The sequence below is a fragment of the Mesorhizobium sp. 128a genome, from assembly GCF_053848025.1.
The window spans coordinates 468160-488413 of record NZ_JBSPKY010000003.1 but is presented as its reverse complement, the minus strand read 5'-3'; the positions used below and the strand labels follow the sequence as shown (position 1 = coordinate 488413).

The 20254-nt window shown below is 64.4% G+C and carries 20 protein-coding genes; 12 read left to right on the top strand and 8 right to left on the bottom strand.

Features of this window, described 5'->3' with window-relative positions:
* Positions 1–104: 104 nt before the first annotated feature.
* Positions 105–1298 (bottom strand): TMEM43 family protein, encoded by a 1194-nt coding sequence (locus tag ACWTU9_RS08680; RefSeq protein ID WP_455857930.1) that lies wholly within the window; start codon positions 1296–1298, stop codon positions 105–107.
* 62 nt (positions 1299–1360) lie between these two features.
* A complete protein-coding gene (locus tag ACWTU9_RS08675) occupies positions 1361–4261 on the bottom strand; it encodes a M16 family metallopeptidase (protein ID WP_455857929.1) in 2901 nt (966 codons plus the stop codon).
* Between the two features lie 511 nt (positions 4262–4772).
* On the opposite strand from ACWTU9_RS08675, the gene ACWTU9_RS08670 reads away from it, so the two are divergent.
* Together ACWTU9_RS08670 and ACWTU9_RS08665 are read left to right on the top strand one after the other, a co-directional pair.
* Positions 4773–5483, top strand: coding sequence for a helix-turn-helix transcriptional regulator (locus tag ACWTU9_RS08670; protein ID WP_454574573.1), 711 nt, complete (start codon positions 4773–4775; stop codon positions 5481–5483).
* Entirely contained in the window at positions 5480–6250 is a 771-nt protein-coding gene (locus ACWTU9_RS08665) for a response regulator transcription factor (RefSeq protein ID WP_454585736.1), read from the top strand. The genes ACWTU9_RS08670 and ACWTU9_RS08665 overlap by 4 nt, the downstream gene beginning before the upstream one ends.
* 56 nt (positions 6251–6306) lie before the next feature.
* On the opposite strand, the gene ACWTU9_RS08660 is transcribed toward ACWTU9_RS08665, so the two are convergent.
* From ACWTU9_RS08660 to motA, 6 genes are read right to left on the bottom strand one after another with little or no spacing between them, the layout of a single operon-like run.
* A complete protein-coding gene (locus ACWTU9_RS08660; RefSeq protein ID WP_023671756.1) occupies positions 6307–6744 on the bottom strand; it encodes a hypothetical protein in 438 nt (145 codons plus the stop codon).
* Positions 6741–7823 carry a flagellar biosynthesis protein FlhB gene (flhB, locus tag ACWTU9_RS08655; RefSeq protein WP_455857928.1) on the bottom strand — a complete coding sequence of 361 codons (1083 nt, stop codon included), beginning with the start codon at positions 7821–7823 and terminating at the stop codon, positions 6741–6743. Before flhB ends, ACWTU9_RS08660 begins: the two co-directional genes overlap by 4 nt.
* Positions 7824–7842: 19 nt before the next feature.
* Entirely contained in the window at positions 7843–8859 is a 1017-nt protein-coding gene (locus ACWTU9_RS08650; protein WP_455857927.1) for a flagellar motor switch protein FliG, read from the bottom strand.
* Between the two features lie 43 nt (positions 8860–8902).
* Positions 8903–9292, bottom strand: coding sequence for a flagellar motor switch protein FliN (gene fliN, locus ACWTU9_RS08645; RefSeq protein WP_455857926.1), 390 nt, complete (start codon positions 9290–9292; stop codon positions 8903–8905).
* A 33-nt stretch (positions 9293–9325) separates the two neighbouring features.
* Positions 9326–10258, bottom strand: a complete 933-nt coding sequence (locus ACWTU9_RS08640; protein ID WP_455857925.1) for a FliM/FliN family flagellar motor switch protein — start codon at positions 10256–10258, stop codon at positions 9326–9328.
* 35 nt (positions 10259–10293) lie between these two features.
* Complete coding sequence (gene motA, locus ACWTU9_RS08635; protein ID WP_181057535.1) at positions 10294–11169, bottom strand: flagellar motor stator protein MotA; 876 nt, start codon at positions 11167–11169, stop codon at positions 10294–10296.
* A 143-nt stretch (positions 11170–11312) separates the two neighbouring features.
* Between motA and ACWTU9_RS08630 the strand changes: the two genes are divergently transcribed.
* From ACWTU9_RS08630 to ACWTU9_RS08585, 10 genes are all read left to right on the top strand, one after another.
* Positions 11313–13124 carry a DUF1217 domain-containing protein gene (locus ACWTU9_RS08630; protein ID WP_455857924.1) on the top strand — a complete coding sequence of 604 codons (1812 nt, stop codon included), beginning with the start codon at positions 11313–11315 and terminating at the stop codon, positions 13122–13124.
* Positions 13125–13132: 8 nt separating this feature from the next.
* Positions 13133–13858, top strand: coding sequence for a flagellar basal-body rod protein FlgF (gene flgF, locus ACWTU9_RS08625; protein WP_455857923.1), 726 nt, complete (start codon positions 13133–13135; stop codon positions 13856–13858).
* 4 nt (positions 13859–13862) lie between these two features.
* Positions 13863–15269 carry a flagellar protein export ATPase FliI gene (gene fliI, locus ACWTU9_RS08620; RefSeq protein WP_455857922.1) on the top strand — a complete coding sequence of 469 codons (1407 nt, stop codon included), beginning with the start codon at positions 13863–13865 and terminating at the stop codon, positions 15267–15269.
* On the top strand, positions 15256–16470 hold the full coding sequence (locus ACWTU9_RS08615; RefSeq protein WP_455857921.1) for a hypothetical protein: 1215 nt from the start codon (positions 15256–15258) through the stop codon (positions 16468–16470). The genes fliI and ACWTU9_RS08615 overlap by 14 nt, the downstream gene beginning before the upstream one ends.
* Before the next feature lie 86 nt (positions 16471–16556).
* The gene (flgB, locus tag ACWTU9_RS08610; RefSeq protein WP_455857920.1) at positions 16557–16937 is read left to right on the top strand and encodes a flagellar basal body rod protein FlgB; all 381 of its coding nucleotides are present in this window, start codon (positions 16557–16559) and stop codon (positions 16935–16937) included.
* Between the two features lie 2 nt (positions 16938–16939).
* Complete coding sequence (gene flgC / locus ACWTU9_RS08605) at positions 16940–17356, top strand: flagellar basal body rod protein FlgC (RefSeq protein ID WP_454585746.1); 417 nt, start codon at positions 16940–16942, stop codon at positions 17354–17356.
* Positions 17356–17691, top strand: coding sequence for a flagellar hook-basal body complex protein FliE (locus ACWTU9_RS08600; RefSeq protein ID WP_455857919.1), 336 nt, complete (start codon positions 17356–17358; stop codon positions 17689–17691). Before flgC ends, ACWTU9_RS08600 begins: the two co-directional genes overlap by 1 nt.
* Positions 17692–17702: 11 nt before the next feature.
* Positions 17703–18491 (top strand): flagellar basal-body rod protein FlgG, encoded by a 789-nt coding sequence (gene flgG / locus ACWTU9_RS08595; RefSeq protein WP_112559336.1) that lies wholly within the window; start codon positions 17703–17705, stop codon positions 18489–18491.
* A gap of 6 nt (positions 18492–18497) precedes the next feature.
* Positions 18498–19013, top strand: coding sequence for a flagellar basal body P-ring formation chaperone FlgA (flgA, locus tag ACWTU9_RS08590; RefSeq protein WP_455857918.1), 516 nt, complete (start codon positions 18498–18500; stop codon positions 19011–19013).
* On the top strand, positions 19010–20251 hold the full coding sequence (locus ACWTU9_RS08585; RefSeq protein ID WP_454585748.1) for a flagellar basal body P-ring protein FlgI: 1242 nt from the start codon (positions 19010–19012) through the stop codon (positions 20249–20251). The genes flgA and ACWTU9_RS08585 overlap by 4 nt, the downstream gene beginning before the upstream one ends.
* The last annotated feature ends 3 nt before the right edge of the window (positions 20252–20254 follow it).

Below are 20254 nucleotides of genomic sequence, written 5' to 3'. Positions count from 1 at the left end.
AACCCTGGACTTCGAAACGCCGGCCGATAGGCTACAGAAGGTGTTGCGATGACCGGTTGAACCCACCATCCCATCTCGGCCACCACCGATTATGGGTTCACGAACTAGACGGCTGCGCCGGCAGGCGGCGCCGCCGCCGGCACGGCCGGCTTTCGCGACCGACCGATCCTGTAGACAATCACCGCGGCGATCACGCCTGCCGCCAGGATGGCTACCGCCAACACTGGCCGGTACCAGAACCAGGCAATCGCGATTGTCGTCGTGCCAACCAGGATCGCGAGCACGAAGGCGATGATGCCAGTGCCCATCCGCGCCATGCTGCCGAGGAAGGGAATGACGTCGAGGATCACCCCGATCGGACTGAGGAACAGCGCAAAGCCGATGGTCAGCAAAAGCAGGCCGGCGCCGCGCAGCAGCCAGGTGATCAGCGTGTTGGCGCTGACCGCGTCGGCGAACATCTTTTCGGCCGGCACGTTGCCGGTATCGACCATCAGCAGCGCGTCGCCCGCTTGCGTCTGGTAGGGCTCGAACCGGCTGCCGGCCTGGCGCGCAACGATGCTGACCACGCCGAGCGGCGCCAGTTCGTAGCCGATGCGGTAGTCGCCCAAAGCAGGCGTCGTGTTGTCGTTGCCGAGATAGATCTTGCCATCGACGATGCTGAGCGGCTTCGTCCCGCTATAGGCGGCCTTTATCGCCGCCGACTGATCGGCCGTCAGCGAATAGTCCTTGTCGCCCTCGATGCGGTCCAGCACCGGCGTGTCCAGATCGAAGGCGACAAGCTTGCCCTGCGGGATCTGGAATGTGCGGCTGTGGATTGCCATTGACGGATTCTGATGGCCGTCCGGCTTCTTGAAATCGGACGAGTCGATCTGGCTGTCATCCCACACTCTGGAATAGCTGTAGGTCGTCACCGTCTCTTCGCCGCCGCCGAGCTTCTTCGTCGTCTCCGACTTGGACTCTTCCTTCCACTGATACATCTCGACACTGCGCGACAGCCGCAGCCCCTGCGCGGCAATGCCGAAATCCGGATCCGCCAGGCCGCTATCGGCCGTCACCGGGCCGCTCACATAGACCAGCTTGCCGTCATTGGCTGCATCGACGCTGTCGGCGCCGACCGAAACGACCGCTCCGGACCCCTCGGCCAGCGAGCGTGCCGTCTGCACGGCGCGGCCCTCGTTCCAGAACAGCCCGATCACCATCAGCACGATCAGGATGAAGCCGAAGATGACCCCGCCGACCGCGCGCTTGATCCGCCCGAACCACGAGACGGACGTTACTTCCTGAAATGAATCGCTCATCGTTTCCCCCGAAACAAAGTTGCCCAAGATTTCAACGCGGCCGGCGCCGCGCGTCGAACCGATTAGTCTGCGTGAATCTGCGCGCCGCAATCCCTGTCACCGGCGCAGGCGTGCACCGCCCGCGTCGTGCCACCATCACCCACCCGCCATGGCGATGCGGACAGAGGCGCTTGCCTCTTGTTGCCGAGAAGGTCAAGCGCCCGCATCGCGGTCTGCTCCTCCGTTTCTTCCCGTTTGACGACCTGCACATCTCTAAGGCCGATCGCGGCAAGCTGCGGCATCACCACATCAGGGTCGCCCGCCACCACGATCAGCGACGGATCGAGCGACGACAAAGCCAACGCCTGTTTCTGCACCGCATCGAGAGTCAGCTTTGTGCGCGCCGCCATGCGGCCTTGCTGGTCCTCCAGCGTCGAGCCGCTGCCAACCGCGCCAATCAGCGAGGAGAACAGGCCGGCCGAGGTCTCGGCCGATCCGGCGAGCGCCCGGCGATAGACGGTCACCGTGCGGTCGACCTCGTCCTGCGCCACCGGCAAGGTGGTCAGGCCGGCAAACCCTTTGAGGATTTCGGTGATCGCCGGTCCGGTGTTGGCGCGCTCGACGGTGGTTGCCACGACCAGTCCCGAGCCGGCCTTCATCGGGCTCATGAGATAGCTCGACACGCCATAGGAATAGCCCTTCTCCTCGCGAATCACCGAATTCAGCCGGCTGGAGAAATCGGCGCCGAGCAGATTGGAGACCGCGGTCGATTCGGCGCGCTCGCTTTCGTCGGTGCCGGGCGCCGGCCGCGCGACGAACAGCGCCGACTGGCTGGCGCCGGGTTCTGGCACCAGCAGCACCGTTTGGCCGCCACCGAAATGCGCCGCCGGCGCTTGCTCGACGGCATAGCCGGCGGCGTCGCTTGTCCATGCGCCGAATGCTTTCTCAAGGCCGGCTGCAACAGTCGCGACCGGCATCGGGCCGACGCTGTAGAAGGTCACCGCCTTCGGCGTGAACTCCGCCTTGAACGCGTCTCTTGCCTCGTCGAGCGAGATCGAGGCCAGCGCCTTTGCCGACCAGTCGACCGCAGCCTTGCCCGGCACCTGCGGGATAAGGGCTGCCTTTGCCACGCGGCCGGCTACGCCCGGCAGGTCCGCCTCGCGGCCGTTCAGCCAGTCGGTCGTCTGCGCCATCAGCACCGTCCATTCGGTCTTGTCGAAACGCGGCTTCAGCACCGCGTCGGTAAGCAGGCCAAGACCCTGGTCCAGTTTTTCCGGTGGCACGCCAAGCGTCATCGTCGTGGTCAGTGCGCCGGCCTGGTAGCCGACACCGGCGCCGATGTCGCTCGCCGCCTTGGCGAAGTCGGCCGAGCCGCGTGTCCCCGCACCGCGCGTTGCCATGCTTGCAGCAAGTTCCAGAAGCCCTTCCTTGCCTTCCGGCACGCTGTTCCAGCCGCCTGCGGCACTGGCCGCCACATAGACCATCGGCGCTTCCGGCATGGTGTAGTGGACGAGCTTGATGCCATTGGACAGCGTCGCCGTTTCTTTTGCCGGCAATGTCGCCGAAGGCGCTTGCCCGGCCTCATGCTTAGGAATGTCGACCGCTGCCCGCTGCGGCGCGGTGAACGGCAGCGGCGTGCCGGACGAACCGATCAGCGCATCGGGATAGCCGCCGCGCGGGCCGGGCTTCAGCACCAGCACGCTGGCGTCTTCCGGTTTCAACAGCCGCTTCATCGTCGCTTCGACGTCCGCCGCGCTGGCGTTCTTGACGCGCGGATCGTCGACCAGCGCGCTCTGCCCATCGCCGAGCACGTCGGCATTGTAGGAGACGGTGCCGGCGCGGTCCTTCAGCCCTTCATTGCCGAGCCGCGCGGCCTGCAACAGGCCGATGCGCGCGCGCTCGACATCGGCCGGATCGAGCGGCGTCTTGAGGAAATCGGCGAACGCCGATTTCATCGCGCTTTCCAGCGCCTCCGGCGCTACGCCTTCGGCCGCACCCGCCTCGAAGGTGAAGCGGCCGCCGAGCAGGCCGACGGTCCAGTTCGCGCTGGCATAGGTGGCAATGCCCAATTGCGAAACCAGCCGGTTGCGCAGAAATCCATATTCGCCATTGCCGAGCAGTTCGGCTCCAATGCTGATCGCGCCATTGTCCGGCGACTGCGCCACCGGGCCGCTGAAGCCGACCACGACAACGGGGCTCGGCACACGATCCTCCAGCACCAGCTTCAGCCGGGCCTGCGCCGGTTCCGGCACGGCGGGTCGCGCCACGTCGGAGCCGCGCGCCACCCGGCCGAACGTATCGGCAATCAGCGCTTTGGTGTCGTCAACCTTGAGGTCGCCGACCAGCACCAGCACCGCATTGTTGGGCAGATAATAGCTATTGAAGAACCCTCTGACATCGTCGAGCGTCGCCGCGTCCAGGTCGGCGACAGAGCCGATGACCATGCGGCTATAGGGATGCGGCTTCGGGAACAGGCCGGACCAGAAAGCTTCCCAGCCGGACGCGCCGGCCTTGTCGAGCACGTTCTGGCGCATTTCGTTCTTGACCACCGAACGCTGCAAATCGAGCTTGGCCTGCGTTACCGACCGGCCGAGATTGGCCATGCGGTCAGCTTCCAGCGACAAGATCATCGGCAGCGACGACGACAGCCCGTCGACGTAATAGACCGTGCCGTCTTCGGTGGTCCATGCATTGATCTCGTTGCCGAGCGCGGCGTGTGCACCGAACACGTTCGGCCAGGCCGGCGTGCCGGAAAACATCAGATGTTCGAACAGATGGGCGAAGCCTGAGCGTCCCGCGGGCTCATTCATCGACCCGACGCGATAGCGCAGGTTCATCACCACCTTCGGCGCACGATGGTCCGGCACCAGCACCACCTGCAGCCCATTGTCGAGCGCATAGGTGACGATCGGCTCCGCCTTGCCAGCTACCACACCGGCAAGAACAGCAAGCACCACCGTGAACGCCAGGAAAACCCGCTTCATCATTACCCCCGATGCTGATGGCCGCGAAGCAAGCGCCGCCAAATCCGCCTTTTACGACCGAAGGGATGCCCACCCCTGCCGGTCGCCGAGAACCTATCGGAATCGATCGTTTCTCGATACGGCAGTGTCGCGCCACCCTCTGGCTTTTTCGTGTCGGCGTTTCGGGTCGCTCGAGGCAGGAAAGGGCCACGGAAGCCGCCCCCGAGTCGCCTGAGTCCAGAAAAATCGATTTTGTCAAATCGCGTTTGATGTCGGATTCATCTGCGGGTAGATTAGACCCGAATCAGCCGGTCCTTGGGGGGCGCGGCGACCACCCAAAGTCTCAAGTACCGGCCTCTGACCGGCACCAGACGCGGACGGCTTCGCGTTCCCTGATGGATTCGGTGATCTGCGCGACACCGCGCCGTGTGAGTGCTTCGTAAACGTGATGCGTCTTCAAGTTCGGCCGCTGGTGACCCAGCATCCGGGCTCAAGAAAAGATTCCGGCCATGACATACAACCAAAGCATCCAATGAGCAGCTCCGCCGCGCTTCTGCAATCCGACACATCAGGTTCGCGCCTCGCGTCCCGCGGCGATCTCACCTCGTTCTTCATGCAGCTTGCCGCCGAGATCGGCGCCGACAGCTACATGCTCGTCGCCATCGTCCACGACCAGGACCGCAACGACGCCCGCATCGTCTCCTCCAATTGGATCTTCGACGCCATCGAACTCATCGGCAAGCGGCTGATCGCCGGCCTTGCCCAGGGGCCGCTGACCGTGGCACCGGGCATCCGCCCGAAGCCGTTGGTGGCCGCCGAAGCGCCCGACGCCGGCAGGCTGCTCACCGGCGAGGAAGCGCGCCTGCTCGACGTGCTTGGCCATGCCGAAGTCTATTCGCTGCGGCTCAATGTCGGCCGCCAGCGGCTGTTTGCCTTGTTCTCGGCCGCCGAGGCCGGCAAGATCGACCAGCCGGCGCTGATGAAGGCGCAGCTGAAGTGCTGCTATGCGCTGTCCGCCATTCCGCAATTGGTCGCCGCCGCCGCCATGCAGGACCCGCTGTCCGACCGCGAGCGCGAATGCCTGTTCTGGGTGTCGGAAGGCAAGACCACCGATGAGGTCGCGGTGATCCTCGGGGTCTCCTCCAACACGGTCAACAGCTACATCACCCACGCCATCCAGAAATTCGCGGCCTCGAACCGCGCGATGGCCATCGCCACGGCGATCAGGAGCGGCATCATTTGAAACACGCTGACATCAAGGCGGCGGCCGAAGCCCTCTTCAACGAGCAGCGCAATCCGTTCGGCGCCTTCTCCATCGGTTCCGAAACGCACAACGCCGTCACCATCCCGGACGCGGTGCGGCGCTGCCGCTGGATCGCCGTCGACATCAACGCGTCAGCCTTCGGCCTCTACTTCGTCAGCCCTTCGCCGGAACGCGCGCGCCTCGTGCCGAGCTTCGATTCCGACTATCCCGCTACCGCTGTCGCGACCAAGTTCATCGCCGGCGCCAATGGCGAGGAGATGGTGCGCCACAGCGGCACTTCCACGGCGCCGCGTTGGTGGGCCGATGACGGCATCGCCGGCTCGGACGCCGTCTTCCAGAAACTCGCCTGGACGGAGCGCACGGCGCCGCTGGCGCCGGGCACCAACGGCATCGCCTTTCCCGTTCATGCCGATCGTGGTCATTGCGGGCTGGTGGTCTTCCTGGGCTCGACGATCACGCTGCCGGAGGACACGCTCTACGAAATCCACGCCCGCTGTTTCTCGCTGTTCGCCGCCGTCGCCCGCATTCGTCCCAACGATGCCAGCCGGATGCGATCGATCTCCAAGCGTGAGCTGGAGTGCCTGAAGCTGACCGCCAACGGCAACACCAGCGAAGAGATCGCCAGGCTGCTGAAGCTATCGGTCCACACCGCCAACCAGTATCTCACCCAGTCCACCCAGAAGCTCAATGCGGTCAACCGCAACCAGGCGGTGGCCAAGGCGTTGCGGCTGGGGTTGATCGAGTAACGCCTGCCTGCGTTCAGGCCGGCGTACTCAGACGATTGAGATAGCGGGAAAAAAAATCAGCGATAGGCGAGCGGCTCGGTCCTGCGGATGCGCGCCTCTTCGATCACCGTTTCCAGCAAGGCCGTGTTGTGCTCGGGGTCCTCACCGGGCTTCTCGAACGAGACATAGTTGACGGCGACCGAAGACCTCTCTTCGCTCAGCGTCAGCTGGAAATAGACGGTCACGCCGGGCGGCCTGAGCTCGAGATCGAGCACGATGCGCGGGCTGCCGCTCCAGTCGACATGCGCTTCGCCGCCGTGGCCGAGCCGCAGCGTGCCAGGCAGGAAGAACAGTTCCACCGCCGAATCCACAAGGTCCGACAGGCAAGCGAAATGCTCGAGCCGGATGAAGGCGATGTAGTCGGCGACATCGATCAGGCGCAACTCGTCCACCACTTGCTCGATGGCCTTGGCGACGATGAGTTCGCGGGATTTTGCGTGCGGTTGGCGGTTCATTGAATTTGTCTCCGCTCAGCCTTTTTCGAGTAGACGATCCGCACCAGTTCGGCGACGGCCTGGTAGAATTGCGACGGGATCACGCTATCAACCGAAACTTGCTTGTACATGGAGCGGGCGAGCGCCACGTCCTCGAAGATCGGGATGTTATGCTCCTTGGCGATCTCGCGAATCTTGAGCGCCACCAGATCCTGGCCCTTGGCCAGCACCACGGGTGCTGAATCCTCGTCGCGGACATATTTGAGCGCGATGGAAAAGTGCGTCGGATTGGCGATGATCAGCGTAGCGCGCGGCACCGCCGTCATCATCCGCTTGCGAGCCCGGTCACGCGCCAGCGAGCGCAGCCGCGACTTGATGATCGGGTCGCCTTCGGACTGCTTGAACTCGTCCTTGACCTCCTGCTTGGTCATGCGCAAATCCTGCTTCCAGTGGAAGCGCGACCAGACGATGTCGACAGACGCGATCAGCCCCATGACGAAGACGATCGCCACCAAAATGTCGACGGCGATGCTTTTGATAACGAGGCCGAAAGCGACCGGGTTGGTGATCATGCCGGCCAGGAGCTGGCGGTAATCCTGCGACAGCGTGAAGTAGAGCACGATGCTGGCAAAGCCAAGCTTGCCCAGCGACTTCAGGAATTCGACGAAACCCTGCACGCCGAACAGCCGGGTCCAGCCCTTGCTGATCGAGATACGCGACAGTTGCGGCCGGATCCGCTCGCCGACGAATTGCGGCATGTTCTGCAGCACCGAAGCGCCGATGCCGGCCACCACCAGCAGCACCAGCAGGCTGACGACGGCACGGCCGATCTCCATCATCACGGTCTTGTAGAGCGCGATGACGTCGGTCTCGGTGTCCATCGGCCACGCCTCCGGCTTCTCCAGGAACATGGACAGGAACATACCGAGATCGACCACCGCGTCCTTGGCGTAGAAGACGGTGAACACCAATATGGCAATGAAGGACGCCAGGAGTGCGGCTTCCCGCGAATGGGGCAGCTTGCCCTGTTCGATGGTGTCGCGGATCTTCTTTTCTGTCGCGTCTTCGGTTTTGGAGTCTTTGTCAGCCGCTTCAGCCATTTGGGGTCAGCGCTCGGCTCTACGCCGCCTCGCTCTGCTGCGACGAGGGGAGTTCGAAAGCCCCCTCGCGCGAAAGCCGGATCGTCGCCACCGCAACGTTCTTGCGCGCCGCCATGATGTCGGCAAGCTGGATGCCTTCCGAACCCTGTCCGAGCTCGGACTCGATCATGCGCCGCGACCGGGCGCCGATTGCCGACAGCACCGACTCGGTCAATGCGGGCGCCGCACCGCGCAGCGCCAGCGTGATCAGTTCGGTCGACAGCCCGTCGAACAGAAGCACCCTCGCCTTCTGCGTCAGAAGCGGCAGATCGTCGAAGGCAAACAGCCTGGAGCGGACGCCGCCGAGATCCGGCGTGCCGGCCTCTTCCAGGTCCTGCATGACCTCTTCCAGCTGCGGCTTGTCCATTTCGTTGAGCACGCTGGCAACGCGCGCCTGTCCGGCCGATATGTCCTTGGTCGCGGTCTGCGCCAGCACGCTGGCGCGCAGCTGGTTTTCGATGATCCTGGCGGCGGCGTCGGGAATCGTCGCCATCGTCACCATGCGCTTGATGATCTCGCTGCGCATCGGCTTTTCCAAGGTCAGCAGGATGTTGGCGGCGGCCTGCGGCGCAAGCTTCGACAGCACCATGGCTGCGGTCTGCGGATGTTCGCCGGCAAGGAATGTACCGAGACGCGTCGGTTCGAGCTTTTCCAGCTCCGGCCAGATCGGCGGCGGTCCCTCCGGCGCGACCTCGAAGCGCTTGTCCCCCATGATGGCGCTCATCTCTTCGGGCGACAGCGATTCGTTGAGGATGGTGTCCATCCGGTCAGCAGAATCGAGCAGGCCGGCGCCTTCGGTGAATTCGGCCTCGAATTCGGCGACGATACGTTCGAGATCGCTCTGCGGAATGGTGCGCAGCAGACGCGCTCCTTCGATCAACGCCTTCAGCTCTTCCTGCTTGAAGAACTTTAAAAGCCGGCTCGCCGATGGCTTGCCCATCGCCACCAGGATGGCGGCGGCCTTTTGCGGGCGCGTGAGCGTCACCGGCGTGGTCATGGCATCCGCTCCGATCGCTGCTGAGACCGCATTTCGTCTGTCCTTAGGCGCTCTTGGTGGCGGCGATGATTTCGGTCAGCCTGATGCCGAAGCGCGACGGATCGCTTTCCAGCACGGTGATCTCGCCACGCGCGATCTTGCGGCCATTGACCACGACATCGACCGGCTCACCGATGCGCCGGTTCAGCGCGACCGTCGAACCCTTCTGCAGCGCCATCAGGTCCGACACCGGCATTTCGGTGCTACCGAGGATGATCTGCACGTCGACCGGAATGCTCATGATGACGTTCGAATTGGTGCTGGACATAGCGGCACGCAAGGCGGCGTCGGGCCGCTTTTCCTCCTCCTGGAGGACGCCGCGCAATTCCTCGATGGCGCGGTCGAGCTGTTCGTCCGGCTGGTCGATATTGGCTTCCACCTTGGTCTTGGCCATAAGTCGTCTCCAAATGCTTGAGCTTGCGCGGCGTCAGCCTGGCATGAGCCCATCGATAAAATCCTGACCGGCATCGTAAGGATGCCTGATCCGGACGGTGTAATTCTGCCCGAGTTTGCCGAACTCGCACACAAACAGCGTCTTGTCGCGCGCGCTCAGCCTCGCGTGCGACTGCGCCGTTTCCTCGAACTCGATGACCTGCCCCGGCTCGAAGCCGGCGATGTCGCCGAGCGTCAGGCGGGCCAGTGGCATGGTCGCTTCAAGCGTCACCGTCGAGCGCATCACCTCTTCCGAAAAGCGTGCCCGCCAGTCGGAGGTTGTGCCCTCGCTGTCCTGAACATCGGCGATACCGCGCGTCGCCAAGAGGATGCGCTGCGGGATCATCACCGTGACCGTGCCGCTGTCGGTCGGCGTCGAAATGCCGAAGACGATGCGCACCGCAGCGCCATCGCGCAGCACGCGTCGCCTGGCTTCGCTGCCCGAAAGCGCCCGCGGCACAGGCAGCCGCAATTCGAGTGAGCGCCGGCCCGATCCGTTCAGCGCCTGCGCAACCTCCTGGAACACGGTGGTCGCCACATCGGTTTCGATCTGCGACAGCGCGCGCTCGATCGGCGAAACCGGCTGATCCGGATCGCCGCCGAACAGCGCGCAGACCATAACTGCGATCGCTGGCGCATCGATCACCAGCGTCATCGCATCGGAAGAGGTCGGCGATGCAATGATGGTCATGGCAAAGCTGTCGCCGGCATGCACGCGCGCATCCGGCACGCGGCTGACCTCGACCGCGCGCAGGTCGACGGTAACTTGGGCGCCGAGTCCGCCGGCCAGGCTCTTCTGCAGCAGCGGCAGGGCGCGCTCGCCCATCGATCGCCCGGTGCCGATGACATGACCTGCCTCACCGCTGTCACCGACCAGACGCTCGATGATCAGCGAGCGGGCTTGCGAGGGGCTGCCAGGACTTGTCATGACGGCGTGCGGTCCTGTCTGTCGTCATGCATGGCTCAGGCCGCTTTCTTCTCGGCGGATGCGGTGTTCATCGTGCTCTGCTCGACGGCATCGATCGTCGGCCGCTCATAGGACGAGATGGTCTTGCGGCCGAACTCGATCGCCACCTGCGGCAAGGCGCCGTTCATGTAGGCGAGCAGCGTCTGCTTGACGATGATGTAGAGGCGGTTCTTCTTCTCGCGCACCGTCTTGATCTTGGTGGCGACCGGCCCGACCACGGCGTAGGACAGGAAGATGCCGAGAAAGGTTCCGACAAGGGCGGCGCCGATCAGGCCGCCGAGGATTTCCGGGGACTGGTCGAGCGCGCCCATCGCCTTGACCACGCCGAGCACCGCGGCAACGATGCCGAGCGCCGGCAGACCGTCGCCCACCGCCACCAGCGCATGATAGGCCTTCATCTTGTCGGTCTTGATGGTCTGGATTTCCTCGTCCATCAGCGCCTCGATCTCATGCGAGCGCGCATTGCCGATGATGATGATGCGGCAATAGTCGCAGATGAAATGCGTCAGATCGTGGTTCTTGAGCACGGTCGGGAACGCCTGGAAGATCGCCGATTCCTCGGGGTTGTCGATATGCGCCTCGACCTCGCTGCGGGACTTCGAGCGCAGTTCGCGCATCAGGCTGTGCAGGACGCCTAGCGTCTCCAGATAGTCGCGTTCCTTCGGCACCGCCTGCTTGAAGGCTTCGAGAATGCCCTTGCCGGTGTCCTTGACCGTCTTCATCGGGTTGGCGACGAGGAAGGTGCCGAGCGCGGCGCCGCAGATGACCACCGCCTCCCAGGGCTGCATCAGCACATGCAGATGGCCGCCCATGGCCATGAAGCCGCCGAGAACACAGCCGAGCGTCACCACCAGTCCGATCAGAATGCCCACGCCAGATCCTTCCACATCACGTCAGGCCTAATCGATAGCCCCCGTGCCTTGTGTGAGGCTTGAATCACGCATGGCGAACCGATTCAGCCTCGCGCAAGCAAGTCCGCATACTCTGACTCTGAAGCTGCGACCGGAGGCATGTCGTGTTGAGCACTTTTACCAGCTACCAGCTCATCGCCAGGGATATTCCCAAGGCGATCGACCGCATCGAGGCGGACCCGGTCACCAAGCGCGACACCGACTACTATCTGGCCAACATCGGCAGCGTGAAATCGATCGACGATTTCGTCAAGAACACCCGACTTTTCACTTATGCCATGAAGGCCTTCGGCCTTGGCGACATGGCCTACGCCAAGGCCTTCATGGTCAAAGCCCTGAAGGAAGGCGTCTCCGACCCCGACAGCTTCGCCAACAAATTGACCGACAAGCGCTATGCAGAGTTCGTCTCCGCCTTCAATTTCGCAGCGTTGGGCGCGGATGCCACCAGCTACAACCCCGCGCAGCAGGGCGTGACCAAGAACTATGCGGCCCAAATTGGGCTTGGCGCCTTGCAGAACGGGTTCGACTACTACAAGGGCGAGACGTCCTACTTCATCAGCAACATCTCCAACGTCAAATCGATCGACGATTTGATGGGCAACGACCGCCTGCTCACCTATGCGATGGCCGCATTCGGCCTCGACGCCGACGCCGAAGCGCCGGCGACCGTCCGGGCGATGCTGGAAGGCGGCGTCACCGACCCGAACAGTCCGGCGAACACGTCGACCAACAAGGGCTATGCAGCTTTCGTCGCCGCCTTCGACTTCGTCCAGTATGGCGACCAGGCGACAGCACGCGACGCCGTCCAGCAGGCGGTTCCAAAGGCGATCATCGCCGGAACCGGGCTGGTGCTGGTCAAGCCGACCGCGCAATACATCAAGGGCGAGGCCGACTACTACGCGGCAAACATCTCCAAGGTGAAGTCGATCGAAGACCTGCTGAAGGACAAGCGCCTGCTGACCTTCGCCATGGCTGCCTATGGGCTGGATGCATCGACCCAGACGGCGAAGCAGATCCGCACGATGGTCAACGGCGGCGTCACCGATCCGTTCAGCCCCGCCAACCTGTTGACCGACAAAAGCTACGCCAACTTCGTCGGCGCCTTCGACTTTGCCCAATATGGCGATCAGACGACCACGCGCGACGCCGTGCTGAAGACCACGCCGAAGCTTTACACGACCGAGTCCAGTCTTGGTCTCATCAAGCCGAATGCGGATGCGGTACAGGCCGAGACCAGCTACTACCTCGCCAACATCACCAAGGTGAAGTCGATAGACGATCTGATGGCCGACAGCCGGCTCTACAATTATGCGCTGTCGGCCAGCGGGATCGATCCGGCAAGCGTCAGCAAGGACCTGATCCGCAGGGTGCTGGAAGGCGGCGTCCGTGACCCGGACAGCGTCGCCAACAAGGCCAACAACAAGGCCTTCGCCAGGCTCGCCACCTCGTTGAATTTCGAGGCTTATGGCGAAGCGGCCACCACCCGCAGCGCCTCACAGCAGCCGGTCGTCGACAAATACATGCGTCAGACGCTGGAAGAAGATGCCGGCAAGACCAATGAAGGTGTGCGGCTGGCGCTCTATTTCGAACGAAAGGCGCCGACGATCACCAACTGGTACGACGTGCTGGCCGATACAGCCCTGGCCAGCGTGGTACGCACCGCGATCGGCCTGCCCGATTCTTTCGCCACCGCCGACATCGACAAGCAGGCGCAGGCCTTCGAGGCAAAGCTCGACCTCACCGATTTCACCGACCCCGCCAAGCTCGACAAATTCCTGACCCGCTTCACCAGCCTGTGGGAAATCAACCATCCGACCTCGACCGCCCAGACCTCGGTCGGTGTGCTGTTTGCCCAACCGACCACCGTCGGCATCTCGACCGATCTGATGATGGCCATGCAGAAACTGAAATTCTGAGAGCACCCATGCAGGACAGCCTCTACGTCGCCCTTTCCTCGCAGATCGCGCTCGAGCGCCGTCTCGACACCATCGCCGACAATGTCGCCAACGCCTCGACCATCGGCTTTCGAGCCACCGGCGTGAAGTTCGAGGATGTCGTCTCCGGCACCGGCGCCAAATCCGTGTCGTTCGCCTCTTCGGGCAAGACCTATCTTTCCGGCGCACATGGCGCGATGACGGAGACCGGCAACCCGTTCGACTTCGCCGTCCAGGGCGATGCCTGGTTCGGCATCGATACGCCGGCCGGCACCGTGATGACGCGCGACGGGCGGTTTTCGATGAACGAGAACGGCGAGCTAATGTCGCTCGAGGGCCATCCGGTGCTCGATGCCGGCGGCGCGCCGATCCAGCTCGATCCGCGCGACGGCCCGCCCAAGGCCGGCGCCGACGGCTCGCTGCGCCAGGGCGACAAGCTTGTCGGCGCTATCGGCCTGTTCAATTTCGACCCGGGCCCGAATTTCGTCCGCTACGGCAATTCGGGCATCGTTCCCTCGCGCACGCCGGAGCCGGTCACCGACCGCTCCGATCTCGGTGTCGCGCAAGGCTTTGTCGAAGAATCCAACGTCAATCCGGTGCTGGAGATGACGCGCCTGATCATGGTCCAGCGCGCCTTCGAGAACACGGCGGCGCTGATGCGCCAGACCGACGCCTCGACCGGCGACGCCATCAAGACGCTCGGCTCCAAGACGTAGCGGCATGTCGAGCAGCCAATCATCGATACGCGCACTTGAACGGCAGCCGGAAGCAGCGCCTGAAAACCGGCTGGCTGCGCTGGAGCGGATCTGGCGCCGGTTCGACGATACCGAAACGCTGCTGCGGCGCGGCGGCCGCGTCGCCGAGGTTTCGCCGACGCACTACAAGGTGCGCGGCCTGTCCGAAATCGCCAGGCTCGGTGATCTCGTCGAGCAGCGCGGCAAAGCCGGCACGCGCCGGGGCGAGATCGTCAGGATCGGCCGCGACGAGGTCGTCATCGCGCCCTTCGAACGCAGCGCCGATGGCGGTATCGGCGACGCCGTGTTTCGGCGTGGTCCGCTGGTGGTGACGCCGCACGCCTCGTGGCGCGGACGCGCCATCGACGCGCTGACTCGCGCCATCGACGGCGGGCCGCCGCTGATCAGGAACGGCGAAGCGGCAGGCGGCGACGGCAATACGCCCGGCGCCATGTCGCGGCAGCGCGTCGGCACCGCCTTCACGACCGGCGTCAAGGTCATCGACATCTTCACGCCGCTCTGCTTGGGCCAGCGCCTCGGCGTCTTTGCCGGATCCGGCGTCGGCAAGTCGACGCTGCTCGCCATGCTGGCCGGCGCCGATGCCTTCGACACCGTGGTCGTGGCGCTGATCGGCGAACGCGGCCGCGAGGTGCGCGAATTCCTCGAAGACACGATCGGCGCGCAAAGCATGGCCAAGACCGTCGCTGTCGTCGCTACCAGCGACGAGAGCGCCATGATGCGCCGGCGCGCGCCCGACACCGCCATGCGCGTTGCCGAGCATTTTCGCGACCAGGGCCACCGTGTACTTCTGGTGCTGGATTCGATCACCCGCTTTGCCCACGCGTTGCGCGAAGTGGCGACCGGCACCGGCGAACCACCGGTCGCCCGCGGCTACCCCGCTTCGGTTTTCACCGACCTGCCCAAATTGCTTGAGCGCGCGGGGCCAGGCGCTGAAGGAAAAGGGTCGATCACCGCCATCATCTCGGTGCTGGTCGACGGCGACGACCACAACGACCCGGTCGCCGATTCGGTGCGCGGCATCCTCGACGGCCACGTCGTGCTCGACCGGGCCATAGCCGAACAGGGCCGTTATCCGCCCGTCAATCCGCTGTCGTCGATCTCGCGCCTTGCCGACAAGGCATGGAGCCCCGAGCAGCGCATGCTGGTGACCAGGCTGAAGTCGATGATCTCGCGCTTCGAGGACACGCGCGATATCCGCCTGCTTGGCGCCTACCAGGGCGGCGCCGATGCCGAGCTCGACATTGCGGTGCGCCAGGTGCCGCTGATCTATGAAGCGCTGACGCAGTCGCCGAAGGACCGCGCCTCGAGCGACGCATTCTCCGACCTCGCCCGTCATCTGAAAGGCAAGCAAAGTGTCGATGCCGGAGACTGAGCGCCAATACACCGAGCGGCTTCTGCGCGAGATGCTGGCCGAGGCTAGCGCCGCCGAGGAAGCCAGGGCTGACGAAGCAAGGGCTGCCAAGGCGAAAGCTGATCGCGCCAAGGCAGCCAAAACCGCGGCCGCATTGGCCAGGGCGGCCAAGCCACCCTTGCCGAGACTGGTCCAGCCTGCGCTGCGCAGCGTGCCCGAACCAGCCTTGCTCGGCTCGTCTGAGGCTGCCTTGCCGAGCGTGACCAACCTGGCCTTGCCCGGCATGGGTGAGCCATCCACGCCCAGCCCGTTCAGGCGTGCCTTGGTCGGTGCGCCCAAGGCTGCCTTGCGCGGCGTATCCAAGCTTGCATCGCGAAGCGTGAAACTCATATCGAGCAACGCGTCCAAGGCCGCGTCGCGCAAAGCAGCCAGGCTGGCGGCGCGCAGAGCGGCCAAGTCCGCCTCGCGCAAAATGGCCAAGCCTGCTCCAACCAGCGACACCGGGCCCGCATCGCTCAGGACAGTCGAAACTGCATTGCGCGATGTCAGCAGGCCTGCCTTCCCCCAGGTGGCCAGACCTGCTCCCCCCACTTTCGCCAAGCCCCCACTGCCCAAGGCTCCGCATGCCGAACTCAACGAGGCGATCGCGGCCAGCCGTGACTCGCTTCTCGATGGGCTCTTCCCCGATGTCGACTGGCCGCAGCCGCCAAGGGCGCAGTTTCCCAAGGTGAAAAAGAACGATGACCGCCGCAGCGATGTCGTCTTTGCCGCGCTGGGCATCACGCTCGGCCTGATCTGCGCGCTGTTCCCCTGGTACATCTTCTTCAACCAGGACCAGTTCGGCGTCCAGGCGATCAAGTTCGGCGGCAGCGGCACCAATGCCGGACGTGTCAGCGGCGGCTCGCAGATGGAGAATTCCGGCCAGCCGCTGACGGCCAACGATGTACCCGATGTCGACCTGTTCGCCACCGGCACGCTGCAGGATCCGGAGGACAAGGCCCAGCCTCCAGACGCCGACGAGCAGGCCTTTCCGGGCGATCCCAAATTCCGCATGGTCCATGTCGCCAACGGCCGCGCCATGATCGAGGACGACGCCGGCCTGTGGATCGTCCAGCGCGGCTCGAAGCTGCCCGACTCCAGCACCGTCTCGTCGATCGAGCAGCGCGGCGGCAAATGGGTAATGGTCACCAGCGCCGACCAGGTGATCGAACTCTCCAAATAGCGGAACACGCGGGCTTACCCCTGGTCCGCGCAAGGTCCGCGCAAGACTGGCGGCCTACTCTGGTGCGTACCAGCCTGGAGATCCCCATGGAGCCCGTCAACCTTTTCGATCTTGCAGCCAAGCAGTCGCAATGGCTGTCCGTGCGTCAGTCCGCCATTGCCGGCAACATCGCCAACGTCAACACGCCGGGCTACACCGCCGGCGATGTCGAGCCGTTCGAGAAGGTACTCGACCGCACCGCAGTGTCGTTGACCGCGACCCAGGCTGGGCATCTTGGCACCGCCACCACCAATGCCGGCTTCACGGTCAAGCCCGAGGAAACGACCGGCGCCATCATGCCGTCGAAGAACACCGTGGTGGTCGAGAACGAACTGATGAAGGCCGGCGAGGTCCGCCGCTCCTTCGAGCTCAACACGGCGATCGTAAAGGCCTTCCATTCGATGATGATGATGGCGGTCAAGACCTGACCATGGACGCGCTCACTGCAGCCCTCAAAATCGCCGCATCCGGCCTCGGCGCCCAGTCGGACCGCTTGCGCGTCGTCTCGGAAAACCTCGCCAACGCGCAGTCGACCGGCAACACGCCGGGCGCCGACCCCTATCGCCGCAAGACCATCAGTTTCGTCTCCGAGCTCGACCGCGCCTCGGGGGGCACGATGGTGGAGGTCAACTCCATCGACCGCGATCCCAGCGACTTTCCCGTCGAGTTCCAGCCCGGCAGCGAGGCCGCCGACGACAAGGGCTACGTCAAGATGCCCAACGTCAACGTGCTGGTCGAGATGGCCGACATGAGCGAAGCCAACCGTTCCTACGAAGCCAACCTTCAGGTCATCAAGCAGGCGCGTGATCTGATCTCCATGACCATCGACCTGATGAGGAACCAGTAATGATCAGCGGCATTGGCGGTATCGGATCGCTTCCACTCAAGCCGGAGATCGGCGGCGCCGATGCGGCGACCGACCTGTTTCAGGGCACCAAGGCGCCGATGGTCGGCAGCGAAATCGCCGGCACCTTCGCCGAGGCGCTGAGCCAGGCTGCTTCAAAGACCGTCAACACCTTGCAGAATGCCGAGCAGGTCTCGATCCAGGCGCTCAAGGGCGACGCCGATACCCGTCAGGTCGTCGACGCCGTCATGAGCGCCCAACAGGCCCTGCAGACCACGATCGCCATTCGCGACAAGGTCGTCTCCGCCTATCTCGAAATCAGCCGTATGGGCATCTGAGGAGACTTGCCGTGAAAGCACTCGCCATTGCCGCGACCGGCATGAACGCCCAGCAGACCAATCTGGAAGTCATCGCCAACAACATCGCCAACATCAACACCACCGGCTACAAGCGCGCGCGCGCCGAATTCTCCGACCTTCTCTACCAGGTCGATCGCACGCAAGGCGTGCCCAACCGCTCGAATTCCTCGCTGGTGCCGGAAGGCGTCTCGATCGGCCTCGGCGTCAAGACGACCGCGGTGCGCAATGTCCACACGCAGGGCGAGCTGACCTCAACCGGCAACAGTTTCGACATGGCGCTGACCGGCCGCGGCTGGTTCCAGATCGAGGGCGCCGACGGCGGCACGCTCTACAGCCGCGCCGGCGCCTTCAACACCAACGCCACCGGCCAGTTGGTGACCGTCGACGGCGCCAATGTCATCCCGGCGATCACCGTGCCGGTCGATGCCATCGAAGTCGTCGTCAACAAGACCGGCCAGGTCTTTGCCCGCATCGACGGCCAGACCGATCTCCAGCTGCTCGGCCAGCTGCAGCTCGCCAACTTCGCCAACGAAGCCGGCCTGGCGCCGCTGGGCGACAATTTGTTCCAGGAAACGCCGGCCTCCGGACCGGCCAATGTCGGCGTGCCCGGCGATCCCGGCTTTGCCACGGTCGAGCAGGGCTATCTTGAGGCGTCCAACGTCGATCCGGTCAAGGAAATCACCGAGCTGATCTCGGCGCAGCGCGCCTATGAGATGAACTCCAAGGTCATCCAGGCCGCCGACGACATGGCCTCGGTCGTGTCCAAGAACATCAGGTAAGGTTTGATGGTCTCTCCGGCCTCCCGCTCCGCGCTTTGCCGCACCGCGCTGATTCTCGCGCTGGTGGCCGGCGGCGTGCCGGCTTTTGCGCAGGAGCAGACCACCACGCAGGTCGCCAGCAACCAGGCGGCCGGCGAAGTCGTCTTGATCCCCAATCGGGTTATTTACCCCGGCGAGATGATCGACACCGGCGCCTTGAAACCGGTGACGCTGCTTCCCGGCAAGCACAAACCGGACGCGGTCGCCACGCAGGCTCAGGAACTCCAGGGCAAGGTCGCCAAGCGCACGCTGCTGCCCGGCCGCTACATTCCGGTCGCCGCCATCCGCGATGCCTGGCTGGTCGAACAGGGTGCCGCCGTACAGGTCTATTTCATCGCCGGCGACCTCACCATTTCGGCCACGGCCGTGTCGCTGCAGCCGGGCGCCGCGGGTGACCTGATCAAGGTCCGCAACGCCGACAGCGGTAAGATCTTTTCCGGCACGGTGATGGCCGACGGCACCATCCGGGTAAGCGCTTCATGAGGCGCGTACCTGCCCTTCTGCTTGCGGCCATCCTCGGCCTGCAGCCGGCGCTGGCCGATGGTCTTACGCCGAAACAAAAGCGCGATCTTGCCGGCCAGAATGGCGGCGTCTTCGTCGATCCCGAATACGACCCGGCCACCACCAGCCGCATGTTCAGGGTGTCCAACGGCCCAAGCTCGCTGCCGCCCGGCCAGGTCGCATCGCGCATCAAGGACATCGCGCAATTGCAGGCTTCGCGCGACAACCAGCTCGTCGGCTATGGCCTCGTCATCGGCCTCGCCGGATCGGGCGACAGCCTGCGCAATTCGCCCTTCACCGAACAGTCGATCCGCGCCATGCTCGAAAATCTCGGCATCGCCACCGAAGGCGGCAGCGCGCGCGCCAAGAACGTCGCCGCCGTCATCGTCACCGCCAACATGCCGCCCTACGTACAATCTGGCGCCCGCATCGACATCGACGTCTCCTCCATGGGCGACGCCACCTCGCTCGCCGGCGGAACGCTGGTGATGACGCCGCTGAAAGCGGCCGACGGCGAAATCTACGCTGTCGGGCAAGGCTCGGTGATCGTGTCCGGCTTCACCGCCCAGGGCGACGCGGAAAAGCTGACGCAGGGCGTGCCGACGGCCGGCCGCGTGCCCAACGGCGCCATTGTCGAGCGTACGGTTCGCGCCGAGTTCGAAGACCAGTCGCTGCTCACCTTGCAGCTTCGCAATCCGGATTTCTCGACCGCCGTTCGCATCGCCGACGCCATCAACGGCTACACCTCGCAGCGCTTCGGCATGCGCGTGGCGGCGGAGCGCGATGCGCGCACCGTGCAGATCAGACGGCCGAAGAATGTTTCGGCAGCGCGCTTCTACGCCGAGATCGAAAACCTTGTCGTCGAATCCGACACGCCGGCGCGCGTCGTCATCGACGAGCGCACCGGCACTATCGTCATCGGCAACGAGGTCAAGATCTCGCGGGTGGCGATCAGCCACGGGACGCTCACCGTGCGCATCACCGAACAGCCGAAGGTCGTCCAGCCCGAACCATTCTCCAAGGGCGTAACGGCTGAGGAACCCTTCACCACCATCGAGGCAACCCGGCCCGATGCGCGCGTCGCCGTGCTCGACGGACCCAACCTCGAAACGCTGGTGTCGGGCCTCAACCGTCTCGGCGTCAAGCCGGACGGCATCATTGCCATCCTGCAAGGCATCAAGTCGGCCGGCGCTTTGCAGGCCGATCTGGTTCTCCAATAGGCC